Source organism: Celeribacter sp., assembly GCF_048270365.1.
Taxonomy (GTDB): Bacteria; Pseudomonadota; Alphaproteobacteria; order Rhodobacterales; family Rhodobacteraceae; genus Celeribacter.
In genome coordinates this window covers 43,236-60,066 of sequence record NZ_JBLWTA010000012.1, presented here as the reverse complement: position 1 = coordinate 60,066, position 16,831 = coordinate 43,236, and the positions used below count along the sequence as shown (strand labels likewise).

Here is a 16,831-nt window from a genome sequence, read left to right as displayed (position 1 = left end):
GTCTTGTGCGTAAGGTCACACGCCTCTCATACCCCTCTCACATCAACGCATTCTCCAGACACTCGACCTCGCCGCCCCCATTCACCAGCGCCACATCGATCCGCATCGGCGTCAAAAGCCCGGATGGCAGTCGCCCGATGTAATCTTCGGCACTGGCGCAGAGCCGGGCCTGTTGGCGCGCGCCGAGCGCGGCACTGGCGCGGGCGTGGGTTTTCGAGGCCTTCACCTCCACAAACACAATCTCATCTCCGGTGCGAAAAATCAGATCAATCTCGCCCCCGGCCCCGCGCCAGCGCCGCTCCAAGACCTCATAGCCGCGTTCGACATAGTGGCGCGCAACGATGTCTTCGGCGGAAAGACCGAAATGATAGGCTTGTTCGCCGCGGATGCGCCTTGGATTTTCCGCCGACATTCGGCCTCACTTCCCGTTTTTAATTCCCGTCGTTATTTCCCAGTCATCGCCAGCGCCATTTGGTAAACGTCGCGTTTCTTCAGCCCATGTTTTGCCGCCACCTCTGCGGCGGCATCCTTGACCGACATCTGTCCAAGCGCCGTCTCAAGATCGGCCTCCAAATCCGCCTCGGAGACCTCGACGTGATCCGCGCGCCCGACGAGCAACACGATCTCGCCCTTCACTGGCGCATCTCGCAGGCTTTCTTCCAACTCCCTGAGCGTGCCTTTGCGCACCTCCTCAAACCGTTTCGTCAACTCCCGACACAGCGCCGCCGGGCGGGTTTCCCCCAAGGTGTCGCACAATTCGCCTAAGGTTCGGTGAACGCGTTTCGGGCTTTCATAGAACCCGAGCGTGGCGGGCACGGCTGCAAAAGACGTGAAGAATTTCAAACGCGCTCCCAAAGAGGACGGCGGAAAGCCCGCGAAGAGAAAGCGATCAGACGGCAATCCCGAAATGGTCAAAGCCGCGATCATCGCGGACGGCCCCGGCGCGGAGGTGACGGGGATATGGCGCTCAAGCGCCTCGCGGCACAGAACAAACCCCGGATCGGCCACCAAAGGCGTACCAGCCTCGGACGCATAGGCCACGGATTTGCCCTCTTCCATCAGCGCGATCAGACGCGGGCGCATCTGGGCGCCGTTGTGATCGTGATAGGGATAGATGTGCCGCCCCTCCAAGGGAACGCCATGAATTTCCATCAATTTGCGCAGGGACCGCGTGTCCTCGGCGGCCAGCACATCGGCAGAGGCCAAGATGTCGAGGGCGCGCAGCGTGATGTCCCGGGCGTTGCCAATTGGCGTGGCGAGGAAATGGAGACCGGCAGAAAGCGGCTTGGTTTGATATATCAATGTGATCTCTGCCCTTTGCAGCGTTTACTCTTTGAGGACTGTCGCATAGTCTGCCCGCAAATTTGCGTGACCGGACCCCCGTGTTGCGCCTTTGCCGTCCAGAGTGAGGTTTCCCTATGTTCGCCGTTCTTCGCGCCGCCCGCAAGTCGCTCACCAAAGTTGCGCTTGGCCTGTCTGTTATTGCTCTTGCCGCTTGTGATCCGGGCGCTTTGCCTGTCACGGGTGGGCCGAAGATCAACACGTCCAATCCAGTGCCGGTCGCGCTTCTCGTGCCCTACGAATCACAACAGGGCGGCGACGTCGGCATGGCGCGTTCTATCGAAAACGCCGCGCGCCTCGCGATGGCCGATCTCGACGGCGTTAGCATTGATCTGCGCGTGTACCCGACCGGCGGTCAGGCCGAACGCGCCTCTGCCGCCGCAACTCAGGCGGTGAAGGACGGTGCCAAGATCATCCTCGGTCCGGTTTACGGCGGTTCCGCCAAACTCGCGGGTATCCCGGCGGCCAACGCGGGCATCAACGTGCTCTCGTTCTCCAACAACCCCGATGTCGCGGGCGGCAACGTCTTTATCCTTGGGCCGACCTTTGAGAACACCGCCAACCGGCTGGTGTCCTACGCGCGTTCCAACGGCAAGGGCCGGATCATGGTCGTGAACGGCAACAGCCCGGCGGAAAACGCCGGTGCCAGCGCCATCAGATCCGCGATCAGCCGTCAGGGCGCCACCCTCGCCGGCACCCAGAGCTTTGAGTTGAGCCAGCAAGGCGTTGTTCAGGCCATCCGCCCGATCGCCAACGCCGCGCGCAGCTCGAATGCCGATGCGATCTTCTTCACCTCCGGCAACGACGGTGCCATGCCGCTTTTGGCGCAGATGCTGCCGGAAAACGGCATCAAGTCGCCGAACCCTCAATACATCGGGCTGCAACGCTGGAACGTGCCCGCGTCTGCGATGAGCCTGCCGGGCCTGCAAGACAGCTGGTTCGCCATTCCCGACCAACAGCTGACCAGCAACTTCTCCGCGCATTATTCCGCCAAATACGGTCAGGCGCCCCATGCCCTCGCCGGTCTCGCCTATGACGGCATCGCCGCCATCGGGGCATTGGTCAAAGACGGTAACCAAAATGCGCTCACCGCCCAGGGTCTGACCCGCGGCTCCGGTTTTGTCGGTGTGAACGGGATTTTCAGACTTATGTCTGACGGTACCAACCAACGCGGCCTCTCCATCGCGACCATTCAGAACAATCAGGTAATCGAGATTGACCCTGCCCCAAGAGCCTTCCGTGGCGCCGGATACTGATCACCCGGCCCTCACCGCCTTTCTGCCAACGCCTTCGGGCACCTTCATCTGCGCGCAAGACGCCATTTTCGACAGCTCCGCCGTGGAAAAAGCGCTCGAAGCGGGATGGGCAGACGCCAAAAGCGATGCGGAGATCCGCAAGGCCACTGTCGCGGTCCTGAACGCGGCCCAGAAACGGGGCCGCGCCGCCATCGCCGCAGCCATGCTCGATGCGCCCCGCAACGCGCGTCCCGCGCTTCGGGCCTATGCCTGGTTGACCGATTGTTTGGTCACCACGGTGCTCTTCACTGCGATGATGAAGCTGCACCCGAACCCCAATCCGACCGAAGGGGAACGCATTGCCGTTCTGGCCGTGGGCGGATACGGACGCGGGGAAATGTCGCCGGATTCCGACGTCGATCTTCTGTTCCTCGCCCCGCATAAAATCACCGGCTGGATCGAAAGCCTAGTCGAGAGCATGCTCTACATGTTCTGGGACCTGCACCTCAAAGTCGGGCATTCAACCCGCACGGTGCGCGATTGTATCCGACTGGGCAAAGAGGATTTCACCATCCGCACGGCGATGTTGGAGCTGCGTTTCCTGTCTGGCAATCGCGATCTGGCGACAGAATTGCACGTCAAACTGCGCGATGAGCTGTTCCGCAACACCGCGCGCGAATTCATCGAAGCCAAGCTCGAAGAACGCGCCGAACGCCACCGCAAACAGGGCGGCCAGCGCTATGTGGTGGAGCCGAATATCAAAGAGGGCAAGGGCGGCCTGCGCGATCTCCACACGCTGTTCTGGATCGCGAAATATGTGCACGGCGTGCGCAACACCGCCGATCTGGTCAAGGCGGGTGTCTTTACCCAAGACGAATATCGTCAGTTCGAAGAGGCCGAAACCTTCCTGCATGCCACCCGCAATGCGCTGCACCTGATTGCCGGGCGTCCGATGGATCAGCTCACCTTCGACATGCAGGTCGAGGTGGCCGAACGTCTGGGCTATATCGACCATTCGGGCCGCCGCGCGGTCGAACATTTCATGCAGAACTACTTTCTGCACGCCACCCGCGTGGGCGAGTTGACCCGGATTTTCCTGACCTCTCTGGAGGCCCAACACGTCAAACAGGAACCTGCGCTGCAACGTCTTTTGAAACGTCGCCGCAAGGTCGGCGATCAATATGAGATGGTGCACAACCGGCTGAATCTACGCGACCGTAAGGCGTTTTTGGCGGACAAACTCAACCTGTTGCGTGTCTTCGAAGAGGGGCTCCGCACCGGCTATCTCTTGCACCCGGACGTGATGCGCCTGATCTCCGCCAACCTCGGCATGATCGACAATGAGATGCGCAATGACCCCGAGGCGCGGCGCATTTTTCTCGACCTTCTGTTGAAACATGGTAACCCGGAACGTGCGCTTCGGCGGATGAATGAGCTGGGCGTTTTGGGGGCGTTTATCCCGGAGTTTCAACACATTGTGGCGATGATGCAATTCAACATGTATCACAGCTACACGGTGGATGAGCACACGATCCAGGTGATCTCGAACCTCGCTGAAATCGAACGCGGTGAGTTGGAGGACGCCCTGCCCGTCTCGACTCGCATCCTGAAAACCGGGGTGAACCGCAAGGTTTTGTATGTCGCCATGCTTTTGCATGACATTGGCAAGGGCCGCGTCGAGGACCATTCCGTCATCGGCGCCCAGATCGCCCGCAAAGTGGCGCCCCGGCTGGGCCTCAAACCCGCCGAATGCGAGACCGTCGAATGGCTGGTGCGCTATCACCTCTTGATGTCGGACATCGCCCAGAAACGCGACATCGCCGACCCGCGCACGGTGCGCGATTTCGCCAAGGCGGTGAAAACCCGTGAGCGGCTCGATCTCTTGACGGTTCTGACCGTCTGCGACATTCGCGGCGTCGGCCCGGATGTCTGGAACAATTGGAAAGCCACGCTGATCCGCAACCTGCATTCGCAGACCGCCTATGCGCTTGAACACGGGCTCGAAGAGATCAACCGCGACGCCCGCGAAGGTGAGGCCAAGAAAGAGCTGCGCAGCCGGCTTCTGGATTGGGATGCTGCCGAGAAACGCACCGAATTGCAGCGGCATTACAGCACCTATTGGCAGGGGCTGCCCTTTGCCGCGCATGAGATTTTTGCGCATCTTCTCAAGGACATCCAGGCCGACGAAATTCGCATCGACCTGCATCAGGACGAAGACCGCGACGCCACGCGGGCCTGTTTCGCCTTGGCCGATCACCACGGGATTTTCTCGCGGCTCGCAGGCGCCCTGGCGCTTGTCGGTGCCAACGTGGTCGATGCGCGGACCTTTACCTCTAAGGATGGCTACGCCACCGCCGTGTTCTGGATTCAAGACAATGACGGCAATCCGTTTGAGAGCGCCCGCCTACCGCGTCTGCGTCAGATGATCGACAAGATCCTGCGCGGTCAGGTCATGGCCCGCGAGGCGCTCGACACCCGCGACAAGATCAAGAAACGCGAAAGCAAATTCAATGTGCCGACCTCGATTTCCTTTGACAACGAGGGGTCGGAGATTTTCACCATCATCGAGGTCGACACCCGCGACCGTCCCGGTCTCTTGTACGACCTGACGCGGGTTCTGGCCGAAAACAGCATCTCCATCGTCACCGCCCAGATCGCCACTTACGGCGCGCAGGTGGTCGATGTGTTCTATGTGAAGGACATGTTCGGGATGAAACTCCATGCCGAATCCAAGCGCAAATCGCTTGAGAAGAAACTGCGCGAGGCCATCGTGACCGGCGCGAAACGGGCGCAGGCGCAATGAAGCCGATCCGCCTTGTCCGGGGCTTTGTCACGGTGGGCGGTTGGACCCTGATGAGCCGCATTCTGGGCTTTGTCCGCGATGCGCTGATCGCGGCCTTTTTCGGCGCTGGTCCCGTGGCCGAGGCCTTTGCCGTCGCCTTTTCACTGCCCAACATGTTCCGCAGGTTCTTTGCCGAGGGCACGCTCAACGTCGCCTTTGTGCCGATGTTCTCCAAAAAGGTCGAAGCCGAGGATCACGCCAAACGCTTTGCCGAAGAGACGCTTGCCGTGCTGGCAACCGCGCTGATTGCGCTCACGCTTTTGGCGACGCTGTTCATGCCCGCTTTGGTCACGCTGATGGCGGCAGGCCTCATTGGCGACCAAAGGTTCGATCTGGCCGTCGATTTTGGCCGCATCGCCTTTCCCTATGTGCTGTTCATCTCGGTGGGCGCGCTGTTTTCCGGTATCCTGAACGCCACCGGTCGCTTCGCCGCCGCCGCCGCCGCCCCTGTCATGCTCAATGTCGTGCTCTCGGTCGCCATGATTGCGGCCTCAAAGCTTGGCCTTTCCGTCGAGCGCGCGCTGATCTGGGCGGTGCCGGTCGCAGGTGCCGCGCAATTGGCCGTGGTCTGGATCGCCGCCGCCAAGGCCGGTTTCAACCTGCGTCCGCGCCTGCCCCGTCTCACGCCGGAGATCAAATCTCTGCTGGTTCTGGCCGGTCCTGCCGCACTGGCAGGTGGTGTGGTTCAAATCAACCTTCTGGTCGGACGTCAGGTCGCGTCTTTCTCGCAAGAAGGCGCGATCCAATACCTGAACCTCGCGGATCGTCTCTATCAATTGCCGCTGGGCGTGGTCGCGATTGCCATCGGCATCGTGCTTTTGCCCGACCTGTCGCGCCGCCTTCAGGCAGGCGATCACAAGGGCGCCCGCGATGCCTACAACCGGGCTTTTGAGTTCGCGCTTTTGCTCACCGTGCCCGCAGCCGTGGCGCTGATCGTGATCCCGGATGTGTTGATTTCCTTCCTGTTCCAGCGCGGCGCCTTCACGGCGGAAGACACGCAAAAGACCGCGCTTGCGGTGATGATTTACGGATTGGGCCTGCCTGCCTTTGTGATGCAAAAGGTGCTGCAACCGCTGTATTTCGCCCGCGAAGACACCAAAACACCTTTCCGCTTTGCGCTCTACGCCATGGTGATCAACGCCGTCGTCGCCGTCGGCCTGTCCTTTGTCATCGGCTATCTCGCCGCCGCTTTCGCGACGACGCTGGCCGCCTGGGGCATGGTGGCACTCTTGTGGTTTGGCAAGAAAAGCATGGGCGAAGATGTCCACGCCGACGCCCGCCTGATCCGCCGCGCGCCGCGTATTCTGATCGCCTCGATCCTGATGGGGGCGTTGCTTTGGGGTGGTGAAATGGCACTGTCACCGGTGTTCGAGCTGTCGCGCGGGTTGGGGACGCTTCTGTTGGTGGCGCTTGGAATTGTTGGCTATTTCACCTTCGCGCATCTGATCGGTGCGGTGCGCATGGCCGAATTGAAAGGCTCGGTGCGGCGGGGCGGGTGAGGTCGTTCTCGCGGACCGGCACTGGCCCGCTACGATCTCATTCTACCTCGCATTAAGGTTAATCAGGTTAACCTTAATGCCCGTTAGGATTTGAGTGGATGTAAGCGCCTTTACCGCTGACGCAGCCGCATCAAAATCCGGCCAAAAGCCCCCGGCACCAGCAAAGCCGCCGTGCCGAACCCGGCCACAAAGCCCGCCAGATCGGCCACCCAATCGGGAGAACCGCCGAACAGCAGACCATAGAGCAACTGCAAGCCCATCAAAAAGCCGATGAGCGTAAAGGCTCGCATGCGGTTTTCCTGCATCTGCCCAAGCCCCAGCCACAAGATGAACGTATAGGCGCCGATAAAGCCGTAAGCAGCGGGATAAGCCCCCAAAAGCGGCGTTGCGGCATTCAAGATCAATCCGAACGCCAAAGACCCGGCCAGCGTCGAGACAATGAAAATCACCAGAACCGCCAGATTGCCAAAGGTCTCGCCCACCATCTTGCCCAGCGCCAGAATGAAGACCATGACCATCAGCGCATGGGTGATCGAGTAGTGCACGAAGGCATAGGTAAAGAACCGGCGGAGATGCTCAAAAGGCCATGAGCCCTGCGCCCGCATCGCCTCGAACACCGTATCGAAAAAGCCGTAGGTCTCCATCGCACCGATCCGCCAACCGACGGCATCGGGCCCACCGATGAGGCCCAAAGCGCCAATTTGAAACACCACCTCGATGCCTCCCAGCACCAAAGCAATCGCAATCACCATCGGAGGCAGCGCATTAAAGGGCGCTTCGGGGCGGGAATACTCGGGATCATCGGTCATAAAACGGGCCTTTCCTTGACGCTCTCGTCCCGCATAGGTAAGCCACGATCACCTATTAATCCAGTGACGGAGTTCCAGATGGACAAGCCTGCCTTCACCCCCCGCGTTTTTTCGGGGATCAAGCCTTCGGGCGGGCTCACTCTCGGCAACTACCTCGGGGCGATCAAACGCTTCGTGGGGATGCAGGGCGGTGAGTTCGAAACCATCTATTGCGTGATGGATATGCACGCAATCACCGTCTGGCAAGACCCCGAAGATTTGCGCCACGCCACCCGCGAAGTCGCCGCAGGCTATCTGGCCGCGGGGATTGATCCCGACGCCTCGATCCTGACCAACCAGTGTCGTGTTCCGGCTCATGCCGAACTCGCGTGGCTGTTCAACTGTGTCGCCCGCGTCGGCTGGATGAACCGCATGACTCAGTTCAAGGACAAGGCCGGCAAGAATGCCGAAAACGTGTCCTTGGGTCTCTACGCCTACCCCTCTTTGATGGCCGCCGACATTCTCGTCTACCACGCGACCCATGTTCCCGTGGGCGAGGATCAGAAACAGCACGTCGAGCTGACACGCGACATCGCCAATAAATTCAACCACGACTACAAGGTCGATTTCTTCCCGGAAACGGTCCCTGTGATCGAAGGCCCGGCGATGCGGGTGATGAACCTTCGCGACGGCACGAAAAAGATGTCCAAATCGGGTGAAAGCGACATGGAACGCGTCAACATGACCGATGACGCGGACACCATCGCCAAGAAGTTCAAAAAGTCGAAAACCGACCCGGAGGTTCTTCCCGAAGAGATGGAAGGCCTCGCCAACCGTCCCGAGGCGCGCAACCTCGTCAACATCTACGCCGGTCTCGCCAATATGACCGGCGAAGCGGTGCTGGCCGAATATGGCGGTCAGGGTTGGGGCAAGTTCAAACCGGCTTTGGCCGAGCTTGCCGTCGAACATCTCGCGCCGATCTCGACTGAGATGAAACGCCTGATGGACGACCCGGCAGAGATCGACCGGATCATGGCGAAAGGGGCCGAGAAGGCCAATGAGATCGCCCAGCCGATTTTGGAGGAAACCTTCAAGATCATGGGCTTCGTGCGCTAAACGCCTGCCTTCCGAACACAACAAAGGGCGCCCGTCGTGGCGTCCTTTTTCGTCTTCATTGCAGTCTAAATACTCAGATCAGCTTGACCCGCGTGCCCACCGCAACGCGGTCGTAGAGATCGACAATCTGCTCATTGTAAAGCCCGATGCAGCCATCCGACGACCGCCGCCCGATCTTGCGCGTGTCGTGGGTGCCGTGGATGCGGTAATATTGCCAACTCAGATAGAGCGCCCGCACACCCAGCGGGTTTTGCGGCCCGGCGGGCACCGTCACCGGCAGGCTCGGATCGCGTTCGCGCATCGAGGGCGTCGGCGTCCAGGTCGGATCTTTCACCTTTTGAATGACCTCCGTATAGCCGCGCCGGGTCAGTTCATCCGAAATCGGCACAGAGGTCGGGTAGAGTTTGTAGGTGCCATCCGCCCCCCAGAAATGCAAAGCCCGGCTCACAGTATCGGCCACAATGCGCCCCTGCCCCAGCTCATCGAAATGCTCCTGCCAGTCGATGCGGCGAAAGCTCGAAATATTCTGCCGCGCGGGCCCGGTGGATTTCATCTCCTCCGGCAAGGTCAACCCGACCTCTTGAGCGGAGGCGGCGCGAGCCAGAAAAGGCGTGGCAAGGCTCAGCGCCAGAAAGTGGCGGCGTTTCATCTCGGACATCTCAAGACCTCTTATGCGATTACGTCTGCAATTTTGCGCCAAAAGACGCAAAACATCGCTCACCTTCAAATCACGAAGCGGTGACGTGTGAGGCCGTCGGGAAATCGCAGCAAGGATGTCACATAAGGGTTTCAAATCCACCCTATCAAGGGACCCAAGCGATTCAGAATCAGACCTGTCCCCGCCTGATCCCGTCTCGCACGCGCCTGTGTTAGGCGCACGCTCTGATCATTTTCCCCGATGGATCAGACCCTCATTGGACCCTCGGCTTCCCGGAGCCGGGGGTTTTCTCCATCTTGTCTCTGAGGCTTTCACATCTACCAACTGTTGCGTCTGGCGCCCGGCTCAGTCATCATCGCCGTGAAATTGCCCCTAAGCTTATTAAGAGCACGACCAAAGAGGCCCCCATGCGCAAGTTTCTCGTGATCCTCGATGACAGCCGCGAATGTCTCAACGCCATGCGCTTTGCCGCCATGCGCGCCTCGAACTCCGGCGGTGGTGTCACCATCCTGTCGATCATTCCGCCCGAAGAGTTCAACCACTGGATCGGGGTTGCCGATCTGATGCGCGAAGAGACCCGCGACCGGATCGTCGCGCATTACGAGGTCTTCGCCAAATGGATGCGCGACCGTCAGGGCATCGACCCCGAGCTGGTGATACGCGAAGGCGAGGCGGTGCATGAAATCTTGGCACAGATCAAGGAAGACCCTGAAATCGGCGTCCTCGTTCTTGGGGCGGGCACGGAGAAATCCGGCCCCGGCCCGCTCGTGGCCGCGATGACCAAACAGGCGGGTTTCCTGCCGATCCCCATGACACTCGTGCCCGGCGAGATGTCGAAAGAACGCCTCGAAGCGGTGACCTGATGCCGACGCTCGCGAGCTACCTTCACTCGGAAAAGGAGTTCCACTCCTTTCTCAAGGACGCCAAGCACCGCATGGGGCACGCCATGGAGAGCGACAGCATGACCTATACGGCGGTCGATGGCGTGTTGCAGACCTTTCGACGCCGCCTCACCCCGCCGCAGGTGATTGCCTTTGGCGATGTGTTGCCCTCAAGCCTGCGCGCGATGTTGGTGTTCAACTGGCGCGTCGATGCGGTGCCCCTGCCCTTTGGCACGCGTTCCGAGTTGATCCGCGAGGCGCAGACGGTGCGCAAGGAGCACAACATCACGCCGCTCAATGTGATCGACGCCACGGCCTATGCGCTTTGGCGGCATTGCAACCACCGCGATCTGAAACGCGTGCTCGACATGATCGGCCCCGAGGCGGTGGCCTTTTGGGCTGTGCGCGGGATTCCCGAGACAGAGCTTGAACAACAGATCATCTGACGCTATAGTTTAGAACTGTTCTAAATCTTGACTTTCGGCGCCACAAGGCGCATATCCGACCTGTCTACTAAGGAATACGCGCCATGTTCATCCAGACCGAATCCACGCCGAACCCCGCCACTTTGAAATTCCTGCCCGGCCAGACCGTTCTGGACGCGGGCACCGCCGATTTCACAACAGAAGAGGCCGCAAGCGCCTCGCCGCTCGCCAGCCGCATCTTCAAGGTCGGCCATGTCGCGGGTGTGTTCTTCGGCTCAGATTTCGTCACTGTGACGAAAGAGGACGACACCGATTGGGACCACGTCAAACCCGCCATTCTGGGCGCGATCATGGAGCATTTCCAATCCGGCGAACCGGTGATGGCCGGTCAAGGCCCGGACACCTCTGGCGGCCACGCCGATCATGACGGCCCCGACAGCGAGATCGTCACCCAGATCAAGGAATTGCTCGACACCCGCGTGCGTCCCGCCGTGGCACAAGACGGTGGCGACATCACCTTCCACGGTTTTGATCGCGGCATCGTTTACCTGCATATGCAGGGCGCCTGCGCCGGTTGTCCGTCGTCCACGCTGACCCTGAAAATGGGCATCGAGAACCTGCTGCGTCACTACATCCCCGAGGTGCTCGAAGTGCGCCCGGTTGCGGCATAAGTCGCCGCCCAAGTGACCCAATTCACGCCTGAAATGCTCGCCGATATCCATGCGGCGAGCTTTGAGACGCCCCGCCCTTGGTCCGCGACCGAGTTTGCGGGGCTTTTGTCTATGAAGGGCGTGTTTCTGGTCACCGGCGATGGCCCGTCCTTTGCGCTTGGGCGTTTTGTCCCGCATGAGGCCGAGTTGTTGACCCTCGCCGTGGCACCCGAGGCGCGCGGTCAGGGGCTTGGCCGCAAGATTTTGAAAGCCTATGAGAAAGAGGCGGATCGCCAGATCGCGCTCAAGTCCTTTCTCGAGGTGGCCGCCGACAACGAAGCCGCGATTTCCCTCTATCTCTCGGAAGGATATAGCGAATCTGGTCGGCGCAAGAATTATTACACCGCCCCGGACAAAACCAAGGTCGACGCCCTGGTCATGGAAAAGCGTATAAAACATACGTAACCCAACGTCATAAGGTCGCCTCCCCAAGAATTGCCCCCTAAGAGGCTACCAATTGGTCAAATTTGGCAAAATGTGTATTGACCCTCCGGCAGGGACGCGCCCTAATCCCTGCCAAGGCGAGACTGTGCTCGCTTACATGGGTCGCATCATGTGACTGTTTCGAACGAGACGACGTGACGTTCTCAGTCGTGACCTTCTCAGAGGCGATCCCAAGACCAGTATATAACGGGAGACCATTCATGACCCTGAAGACCACGTTCCTCGGCGCCGCTGCCGCACTTGCACTGACCTCCGGTGCCGCTCTGGCCGATCCGGCGATCATTTTCGACCTCGGTGGCAAGTTCGACAAATCCTTCAACGAAAGCTCCTACAACGGTGCCGAGCGTTGGAAGGCCGAAACCGGCGGGTCTTATCGTGACGTCGAGCTGCAATCCGACGCCCAGCGCGAACAGGCGCTGCGCCGCTTTGCCGAGAACGGCTTCAACCCGATCATCATGGCTGGCTTCTCCTTTGCCACCGCGCTTGAAACCGTGGCAGCCGATTTCCCGGACACCAAATTCGCCATCATCGATATGGTCGTGGACGCGCCGAACGTGCGCTCCGTGGTGTTCAACGAACATGAGGGCTCCTACCTCGTCGGCATCGCCGCCGCCTACGCCGCAGAAGGCGACACCGTCTCCTTCGTCGGCGGCATGGACATCCCGCTGATCTCCAAATTCGCTTGCGGCTATGCGCAGGGCTTTAAATCCGTGAAACCCGAGGGCAAGGTCATCGTCAACATGACCGGCACCACGCCTGCGGCCTGGAACGACCCGGTGAAGGGCGGCGAATTGACCCGCGCGCAAAAAGCGGCTGGCTCCGAAGTGGTGTTTGCGGCCGCTGGCGGCACGGGCCTCGGTGTTCTGCAAACCGCAGCCGACGAGGATATGCTCGCCATCGGTGTGGACAGCAACCAGAACTACCTGCAACCGGGCCATGTCCTGACCTCTATGGTGAAGCGCGTCGACAACGCCGTTTATGACGCCTTCATGCAGGGCGAAGACCTTGAGACCGGCATCTTCGTGATGGGTCTGGCGAATGACGGCGTGGGCGCCGCCATCGACGAATACAACGAAGCGCTGATCACGCCTGAGATGAAAGTCGCCATGGACGACGCCACCGCGAAAATCGTCTCCGGCGAGGTTGTGGTCCACGACTACATGTCCGACGAAACCTGCCCGGCTTACTAAGGCGAGCGTCGCATGAGCGTTCAGAACGAGGCGGGGCGGCAGGAGACTGTCGCCCCCACCGCTTCCGCCCCCGCGATTGAATTGCGCGGGATTTCAAAGGCTTTCGGCCCGGTTCAGGCCAATAAGGATATTTCCATCTCGGTCGCCAAGGGCTCGATCCATGGCATCATTGGCGAGAACGGCGCGGGCAAATCCACGCTGATGTCGATCCTTTACGGGTTCTACAAGGCGGACGCGGGCCAGATCATCATCAACGGCCAAGAGGTGAACATCAGCGAGAGCCAGGAGGCCATCGCCGCCGGCATCGGCATGGTGTTTCAGCATTTCAAACTGGTCGAAAACTTCACCGTTCTGGAAAACGTCATTCTGGGCGCTGAAGACGGCGGGCTTTTGAAGCCCTCGCTCGCCAAGGCCCGCAAGCTATTGAAACAGCTTTCTGACGAATATGAATTGTCCGTCGACCCGGACGCCTTGATCGAAGACCTCTCCGTGGGCCACCAGCAGCGGGTCGAGATTCTCAAGGCGCTCTACCGTCAGGCCGACATCCTGATCCTCGATGAGCCGACCGGCGTGCTGACGCCTGCCGAGGCCGATCACCTCTTCCGCATTCTCGAAGGGCTGAAGAAAGAGGGCAAAACCATCATCATGATCACGCATAAACTGCGTGAAATCATGGAGATCACCGACACGGTTTCCGTGATGCGTCGTGGCGAAATGACCGCGACCGTGAAAACTGCAGAGACCTCCCCTGAAGAGCTCGCCGAGCTGATGGTCGGGCGCAAGGTCTTGCTGCGTGTCGACAAGAAACCCGCCGTCCCCGGCGCGCCTGTCGTCGAAATCGAGAACCTCGAAGTCGTGGACGAACAGGGCGTTCGCCGCGTCAAAGGCATCGATCTGACGGTGCATCAGGGCGAAATCCTTGGCATTTGCGGCGTTGCGGGCAACGGTCAAACTGAATTGCTTGAAGTCTTGGGCGGCTATCAGACCGGCACCGGAAAAATTCTTATGAACGGTCAGGAAATTGATCTCTCCGGCAAGCATTCCAACGGCCAGACCCGCCGCGCGCGTGGCATTGCCCATGTGCCCGAAGACCGCCATGACGAGGGGCTGATCCTCGAGTTTCAGGCTTGGGAAAACATGGTCTTCGGCTATCACCACGCGCCGGAATATCAGAAAAACGCGCTGTTGATGGCCAATGCGGGCATCAAGGCGATGACCCAGACCAGCATGGACAAATTCGACGTCCGCCCGCCGAACCCGAAGCTCGAAGCCAAGTCGTTCTCCGGCGGCAACCAGCAGAAAATCGTGCTGGCCCGCGAGATCGAACGCAACCCCGATCTCTTACTCGTGGGCCAACCGACGCGCGGTGTGGACATCGGCGCGATCGAGTTCATTCACCAACAGATCGTCGCGCTCCGCGATGAGGGCAAGGCGATCCTTTTGGTCTCCGTGGAGCTTGACGAGATCATGTCGCTGTCGGACCGGATCGTCGTCATGTTCGACGGTCAGATCATGGGCGAACGCTTGCCCTCTGAGACCAACGAGGGCGAGCTTGGCCTGTTGATGGCCGGGATTACAGATGAGGAGAAGGCACAATGAACAAGATGCCGAAATGGGCGGACGCCGTCCTCATTCCTTTGATCTCCATCCTTCTGGCGTTTTTCTTTTCCGGTTTGGTGATCTGGGCCATCGGCAAAGACCCGGTGGTGGCGATCAAGACCATGGTGCAGGGCGCCTTTGGCTCGACCTCCGGGATCAGCTACACGCTCTATTACGCCACCAATTTCATCTTCACGGGCCTCGCCGTGGCCGTCGCCTATCACGCGCGGCTTTTCAACATCGGCGGCGAAGGTCAGGCGATGTTGGGCGGGCTGGGCGTGACGCTTGTGTGTCTCGCTGTGCCGTGGCCGCATTGGACGCTGGCGCTTCCTGCGGCAATGATCGGCGGCGCTTTGTTTGGCGCGGCTTGGGCCTTTATCCCCGCCTGGCTTCAGGCCAAACGCGGCAGCCACATCGTGATCACCACGATCATGTTCAACTACATCGGCGCGGCTTTGCTGGGCTATCTCTTGACCAAGGTGCTTAAGGTCAAAGGCTCGATGCTGACCGAAAGCGCGCGCTTTCCCGAAGGCGCACATCTGCCGAATTTCTCCGAAATTCTGGCGCCGCTCGGCATCAATTTTTCGCCCAACGCCCCCGCGAACATGGCGTTCTTCGTGGCGCTTCTCTGCACCTTCCTGTTCTGGATTCTGATCTGGAAAACGCGTCTGGGCTATGAAATCCGCGCCTATGGTCAGTCGGAAACGGCGGCGAAATACGCCGGTATCAACCCCTCGCGCATCGTCATCATCGCGATGCTGATCTCTGGCGGTCTGGCCGGTCTCATGGCGATCAACAACGTCATGGGCGAGGCCGAGCGCCTGATCGACAACGCGGTCGAAGGCGCCGGTTTCATCGGCATCGCGGTCGCGCTCATGGGGCGCAACCACCCGATTGGCATCCTTTTGGCCGCGCTGTTGTTCGGGTTTCTCTACCAAGGCGGCGCCGAGCTGTCGTTCTGGGAATCGATCCCGCGCGAGTTGGTCGTCGTCATTCAGGCGCTTGTGATCATGTTCACCGGCGCGCTCGACAATATGGTGCGGATGCCGCTTGAAAAACTTTTTGTCGCGCTCGGCAAAAACAAAAAGAAGGAGGCGTAAGATATGGACTATCTCACGATCATCCAGATCCTCGACAGTGCCCTGCGTCTTGCGACCCCTCTTTTGCTGACCTGTCTCGCCGGTCTCTTTTCCGAACGCGCGGGCGTTGTCGACATCGGGCTTGAGGGCAAACTTCTGGCCGCGGCCTTTCTTGCAGGCGCCGCCGCTGCCGTCACCGGCTCGATCTGGATCGGACTTTTGGCGGGGATTGCGGGGTCTCTCGCGTTTTCCATGCTGCATGGTCTGGCCTCGATCACCTTCAAAGGCGATCAGCTGATTTCCGGCGTGGCGCTGAATTTTCTCGCCGCCGGTCTTACGGTTGTGATCGGTCAAAGCTGGTTCCAGCTCGGCGGGCGCACGCCCTCTTTGTCCGGCAACGGACGGTTTGAGGGCTGGGACCTGCCCTTTGCCGACGCCATGGCGAAAATCCCCGTGATCGGCCCGGCCTATGACGAGCTCATCTCCGGCCACACCACGCTCACCTATCTGGCGCTTTTGGCCGTGCCGCTGTCTTGGTGGGTGCTCTATCGGTCCCGCTTCGGGCTGCGCCTGCGCGCTGTGGGCGAAAACCCCAGCGCCGTGGACACCGCCGGGATTTCGGTGGTCAAACTGCGCTACGCGGCCCTCGTGATCGCTGGTGTGCTCTGTGGCCTTGCGGGCACTTATCTCGCCTCTTTGGCGGCAGGTTTCGTCAAGGACATGTCCGCAGGACGGGGCTATATCGCGCTTGCCGCGCTGATCTTTGCGAAATGGCGGCCGTGGTATGCGCTTTGGGCGACGTTGTTGTTCGGCCTACTGGAGGCCATCGGCAACCGCTATCAGTCCATCGCTTTGGGCGATTTCGTGATCCCGGTGCAATTCATGCAGGCCCTGCCCTACATCTTGACCGTGATCATCCTCGCAGGCTTTGTCGGCAAGGCGATCCCGCCGCGTGCCAGTGGGCAGTCCTACGTCAAGGAACGCTAAGACGGTGTAATGTGATGTTGAAAGCGGGCCTCAGCGC

16 protein-coding genes are annotated in these 16,831 nt (G+C 60.2%); 12 read left to right on the top strand and 4 right to left on the bottom strand.

Translation table 11 applies throughout. The features are described from left to right. Nucleotides 1-37 precede the first annotated feature (37 nt). Both ACN0X0_RS16140 and rsmI read right to left on the bottom strand, forming a co-directional pair. Nucleotides 38-412 carry a YraN family protein gene (locus ACN0X0_RS16140; protein WP_417279980.1) on the bottom strand — a complete coding sequence of 125 codons (375 nt, stop codon included), beginning with the start codon at nt 410-412 and terminating at the stop codon, nt 38-40. Between the two features lie 32 nt (nt 413-444). After that, complete coding sequence (gene rsmI, locus ACN0X0_RS16135) at nt 445-1,302, bottom strand: 16S rRNA (cytidine(1402)-2'-O)-methyltransferase (RefSeq protein WP_417279979.1); 858 nt, start codon at nt 1,300-1,302, stop codon at nt 445-447. 116 nt (nt 1,303-1,418) lie between these two features. On the opposite strand from rsmI, the gene ACN0X0_RS16130 reads away from it, so the two are divergent. Genes ACN0X0_RS16130 through murJ form a run of 3 tightly spaced genes read left to right on the top strand, consistent with a single transcriptional unit; the run spans nt 1,419 to nt 6,917 of the window. After that, nucleotides 1,419-2,597, top strand: coding sequence for a penicillin-binding protein activator (locus tag ACN0X0_RS16130; protein ID WP_226554016.1), 1,179 nt, complete (start codon nt 1,419-1,421; stop codon nt 2,595-2,597). After that, nucleotides 2,581-5,379: a [protein-PII] uridylyltransferase gene (locus ACN0X0_RS16125; protein WP_417261861.1), complete on the top strand. Its 2,799-nt coding sequence runs from the start codon at nt 2,581-2,583 to the stop codon at nt 5,377-5,379. The genes ACN0X0_RS16130 and ACN0X0_RS16125 overlap by 17 nt, the downstream gene beginning before the upstream one ends. Beyond that, a complete protein-coding gene (murJ, locus tag ACN0X0_RS16120) occupies nt 5,376-6,917 on the top strand; it encodes a murein biosynthesis integral membrane protein MurJ (RefSeq protein WP_417279978.1) in 1,542 nt (513 codons plus the stop codon). The genes ACN0X0_RS16125 and murJ overlap by 4 nt, the downstream gene beginning before the upstream one ends. 110 nt (nt 6,918-7,027) lie before the next feature. Here the strand turns inward: murJ and ACN0X0_RS16115 are convergent, their stop codons facing one another. Further along, complete coding sequence (locus ACN0X0_RS16115; RefSeq protein ID WP_417279977.1) at nt 7,028-7,726, bottom strand: rhomboid family intramembrane serine protease; 699 nt, start codon at nt 7,724-7,726, stop codon at nt 7,028-7,030. Between the two features lie 78 nt (nt 7,727-7,804). Here ACN0X0_RS16115 and trpS point away from each other — a divergent pair, with 78 nt between their 5' ends. Further along, complete coding sequence (gene trpS / locus ACN0X0_RS16110) at nt 7,805-8,821, top strand: tryptophan--tRNA ligase (protein WP_417279976.1); 1,017 nt, start codon at nt 7,805-7,807, stop codon at nt 8,819-8,821. Nucleotides 8,822-8,894: 73 nt separating this feature from the next. On the opposite strand, the gene ACN0X0_RS16105 is transcribed toward trpS, so the two are convergent. Further along, the gene (locus ACN0X0_RS16105) at nt 8,895-9,479 is read right to left on the bottom strand and encodes a L,D-transpeptidase (protein ID WP_417279975.1); all 585 of its coding nucleotides are present in this window, start codon (nt 9,477-9,479) and stop codon (nt 8,895-8,897) included. Between the two features lie 407 nt (nt 9,480-9,886). Here ACN0X0_RS16105 and ACN0X0_RS16100 point away from each other — a divergent pair, with 407 nt between their 5' ends. The 8 genes from ACN0X0_RS16100 (at nt 9,887) to ACN0X0_RS16065 (ending at nt 16,794) form a co-directional block, all read left to right on the top strand. Further along, complete coding sequence (locus tag ACN0X0_RS16100; RefSeq protein WP_417261866.1) at nt 9,887-10,342, top strand: universal stress protein; 456 nt, start codon at nt 9,887-9,889, stop codon at nt 10,340-10,342. Next, a complete protein-coding gene (locus tag ACN0X0_RS16095; RefSeq protein WP_417279974.1) occupies nt 10,342-10,806 on the top strand; it encodes a DUF2267 domain-containing protein in 465 nt (154 codons plus the stop codon). Before ACN0X0_RS16100 ends, ACN0X0_RS16095 begins: the two co-directional genes overlap by 1 nt. A gap of 83 nt (nt 10,807-10,889) precedes the next feature. Continuing rightward, nucleotides 10,890-11,456 (top strand): NifU family protein, encoded by a 567-nt coding sequence (locus ACN0X0_RS16090; protein WP_417279973.1) that lies wholly within the window; start codon nt 10,890-10,892, stop codon nt 11,454-11,456. A gap of 12 nt (nt 11,457-11,468) precedes the next feature. After that, entirely contained in the window at nt 11,469-11,900 is a 432-nt protein-coding gene (rimI, locus tag ACN0X0_RS16085) for a ribosomal protein S18-alanine N-acetyltransferase (RefSeq protein ID WP_417279972.1), read from the top strand. 239 nt (nt 11,901-12,139) lie between these two features. Beyond that, the gene (locus tag ACN0X0_RS16080) at nt 12,140-13,129 is read left to right on the top strand and encodes a BMP family lipoprotein (RefSeq protein WP_417261869.1); all 990 of its coding nucleotides are present in this window, start codon (nt 12,140-12,142) and stop codon (nt 13,127-13,129) included. 12 nt (nt 13,130-13,141) lie between these two features. After that, the gene (locus tag ACN0X0_RS16075) at nt 13,142-14,728 is read left to right on the top strand and encodes an ABC transporter ATP-binding protein (RefSeq protein ID WP_417279971.1); all 1,587 of its coding nucleotides are present in this window, start codon (nt 13,142-13,144) and stop codon (nt 14,726-14,728) included. Further along, a complete protein-coding gene (locus ACN0X0_RS16070) occupies nt 14,725-15,828 on the top strand; it encodes an ABC transporter permease (RefSeq protein ID WP_417279970.1) in 1,104 nt (367 codons plus the stop codon). Before ACN0X0_RS16075 ends, ACN0X0_RS16070 begins: the two co-directional genes overlap by 4 nt. A 3-nt stretch (nt 15,829-15,831) precedes the next feature. Continuing rightward, nucleotides 15,832-16,794 (top strand): ABC transporter permease, encoded by a 963-nt coding sequence (locus tag ACN0X0_RS16065; RefSeq protein ID WP_226554004.1) that lies wholly within the window; start codon nt 15,832-15,834, stop codon nt 16,792-16,794. Nucleotides 16,795-16,831 lie beyond the last annotated feature (37 nt).

Coding starts and splice junctions, on each gene's coding strand:
- ACN0X0_RS16140 (WP_417279980.1), bottom strand. CDS start 412: ATGTCGGCGGAAAATCCAAGGCGCATCCGCGGCGAACAAGCCTATCAT.
- ACN0X0_RS16130 (WP_226554016.1), top strand. CDS start 1,419: ATGTTCGCCGTTCTTCGCGCCGCCCGCAAGTCGCTCACCAAAGTTGCG.
- murJ (WP_417279978.1), top strand. CDS start 5,376: ATGAAGCCGATCCGCCTTGTCCGGGGCTTTGTCACGGTGGGCGGTTGG.
- ACN0X0_RS16115 (WP_417279977.1), bottom strand. CDS start 7,726: ATGACCGATGATCCCGAGTATTCCCGCCCCGAAGCGCCCTTTAATGCG.
- trpS (WP_417279976.1), top strand. CDS start 7,805: ATGGACAAGCCTGCCTTCACCCCCCGCGTTTTTTCGGGGATCAAGCCT.
- ACN0X0_RS16105 (WP_417279975.1), bottom strand. CDS start 9,479: ATGTCCGAGATGAAACGCCGCCACTTTCTGGCGCTGAGCCTTGCCACG.
- ACN0X0_RS16100 (WP_417261866.1), top strand. CDS start 9,887: ATGCGCAAGTTTCTCGTGATCCTCGATGACAGCCGCGAATGTCTCAAC.
- ACN0X0_RS16095 (WP_417279974.1), top strand. CDS start 10,342: ATGCCGACGCTCGCGAGCTACCTTCACTCGGAAAAGGAGTTCCACTCC.
- ACN0X0_RS16090 (WP_417279973.1), top strand. CDS start 10,890: ATGTTCATCCAGACCGAATCCACGCCGAACCCCGCCACTTTGAAATTC.
- ACN0X0_RS16080 (WP_417261869.1), top strand. CDS start 12,140: ATGACCCTGAAGACCACGTTCCTCGGCGCCGCTGCCGCACTTGCACTG.
- ACN0X0_RS16075 (WP_417279971.1), top strand. CDS start 13,142: ATGAGCGTTCAGAACGAGGCGGGGCGGCAGGAGACTGTCGCCCCCACC.
- ACN0X0_RS16070 (WP_417279970.1), top strand. CDS start 14,725: ATGAACAAGATGCCGAAATGGGCGGACGCCGTCCTCATTCCTTTGATC.
- ACN0X0_RS16065 (WP_226554004.1), top strand. CDS start 15,832: ATGGACTATCTCACGATCATCCAGATCCTCGACAGTGCCCTGCGTCTT.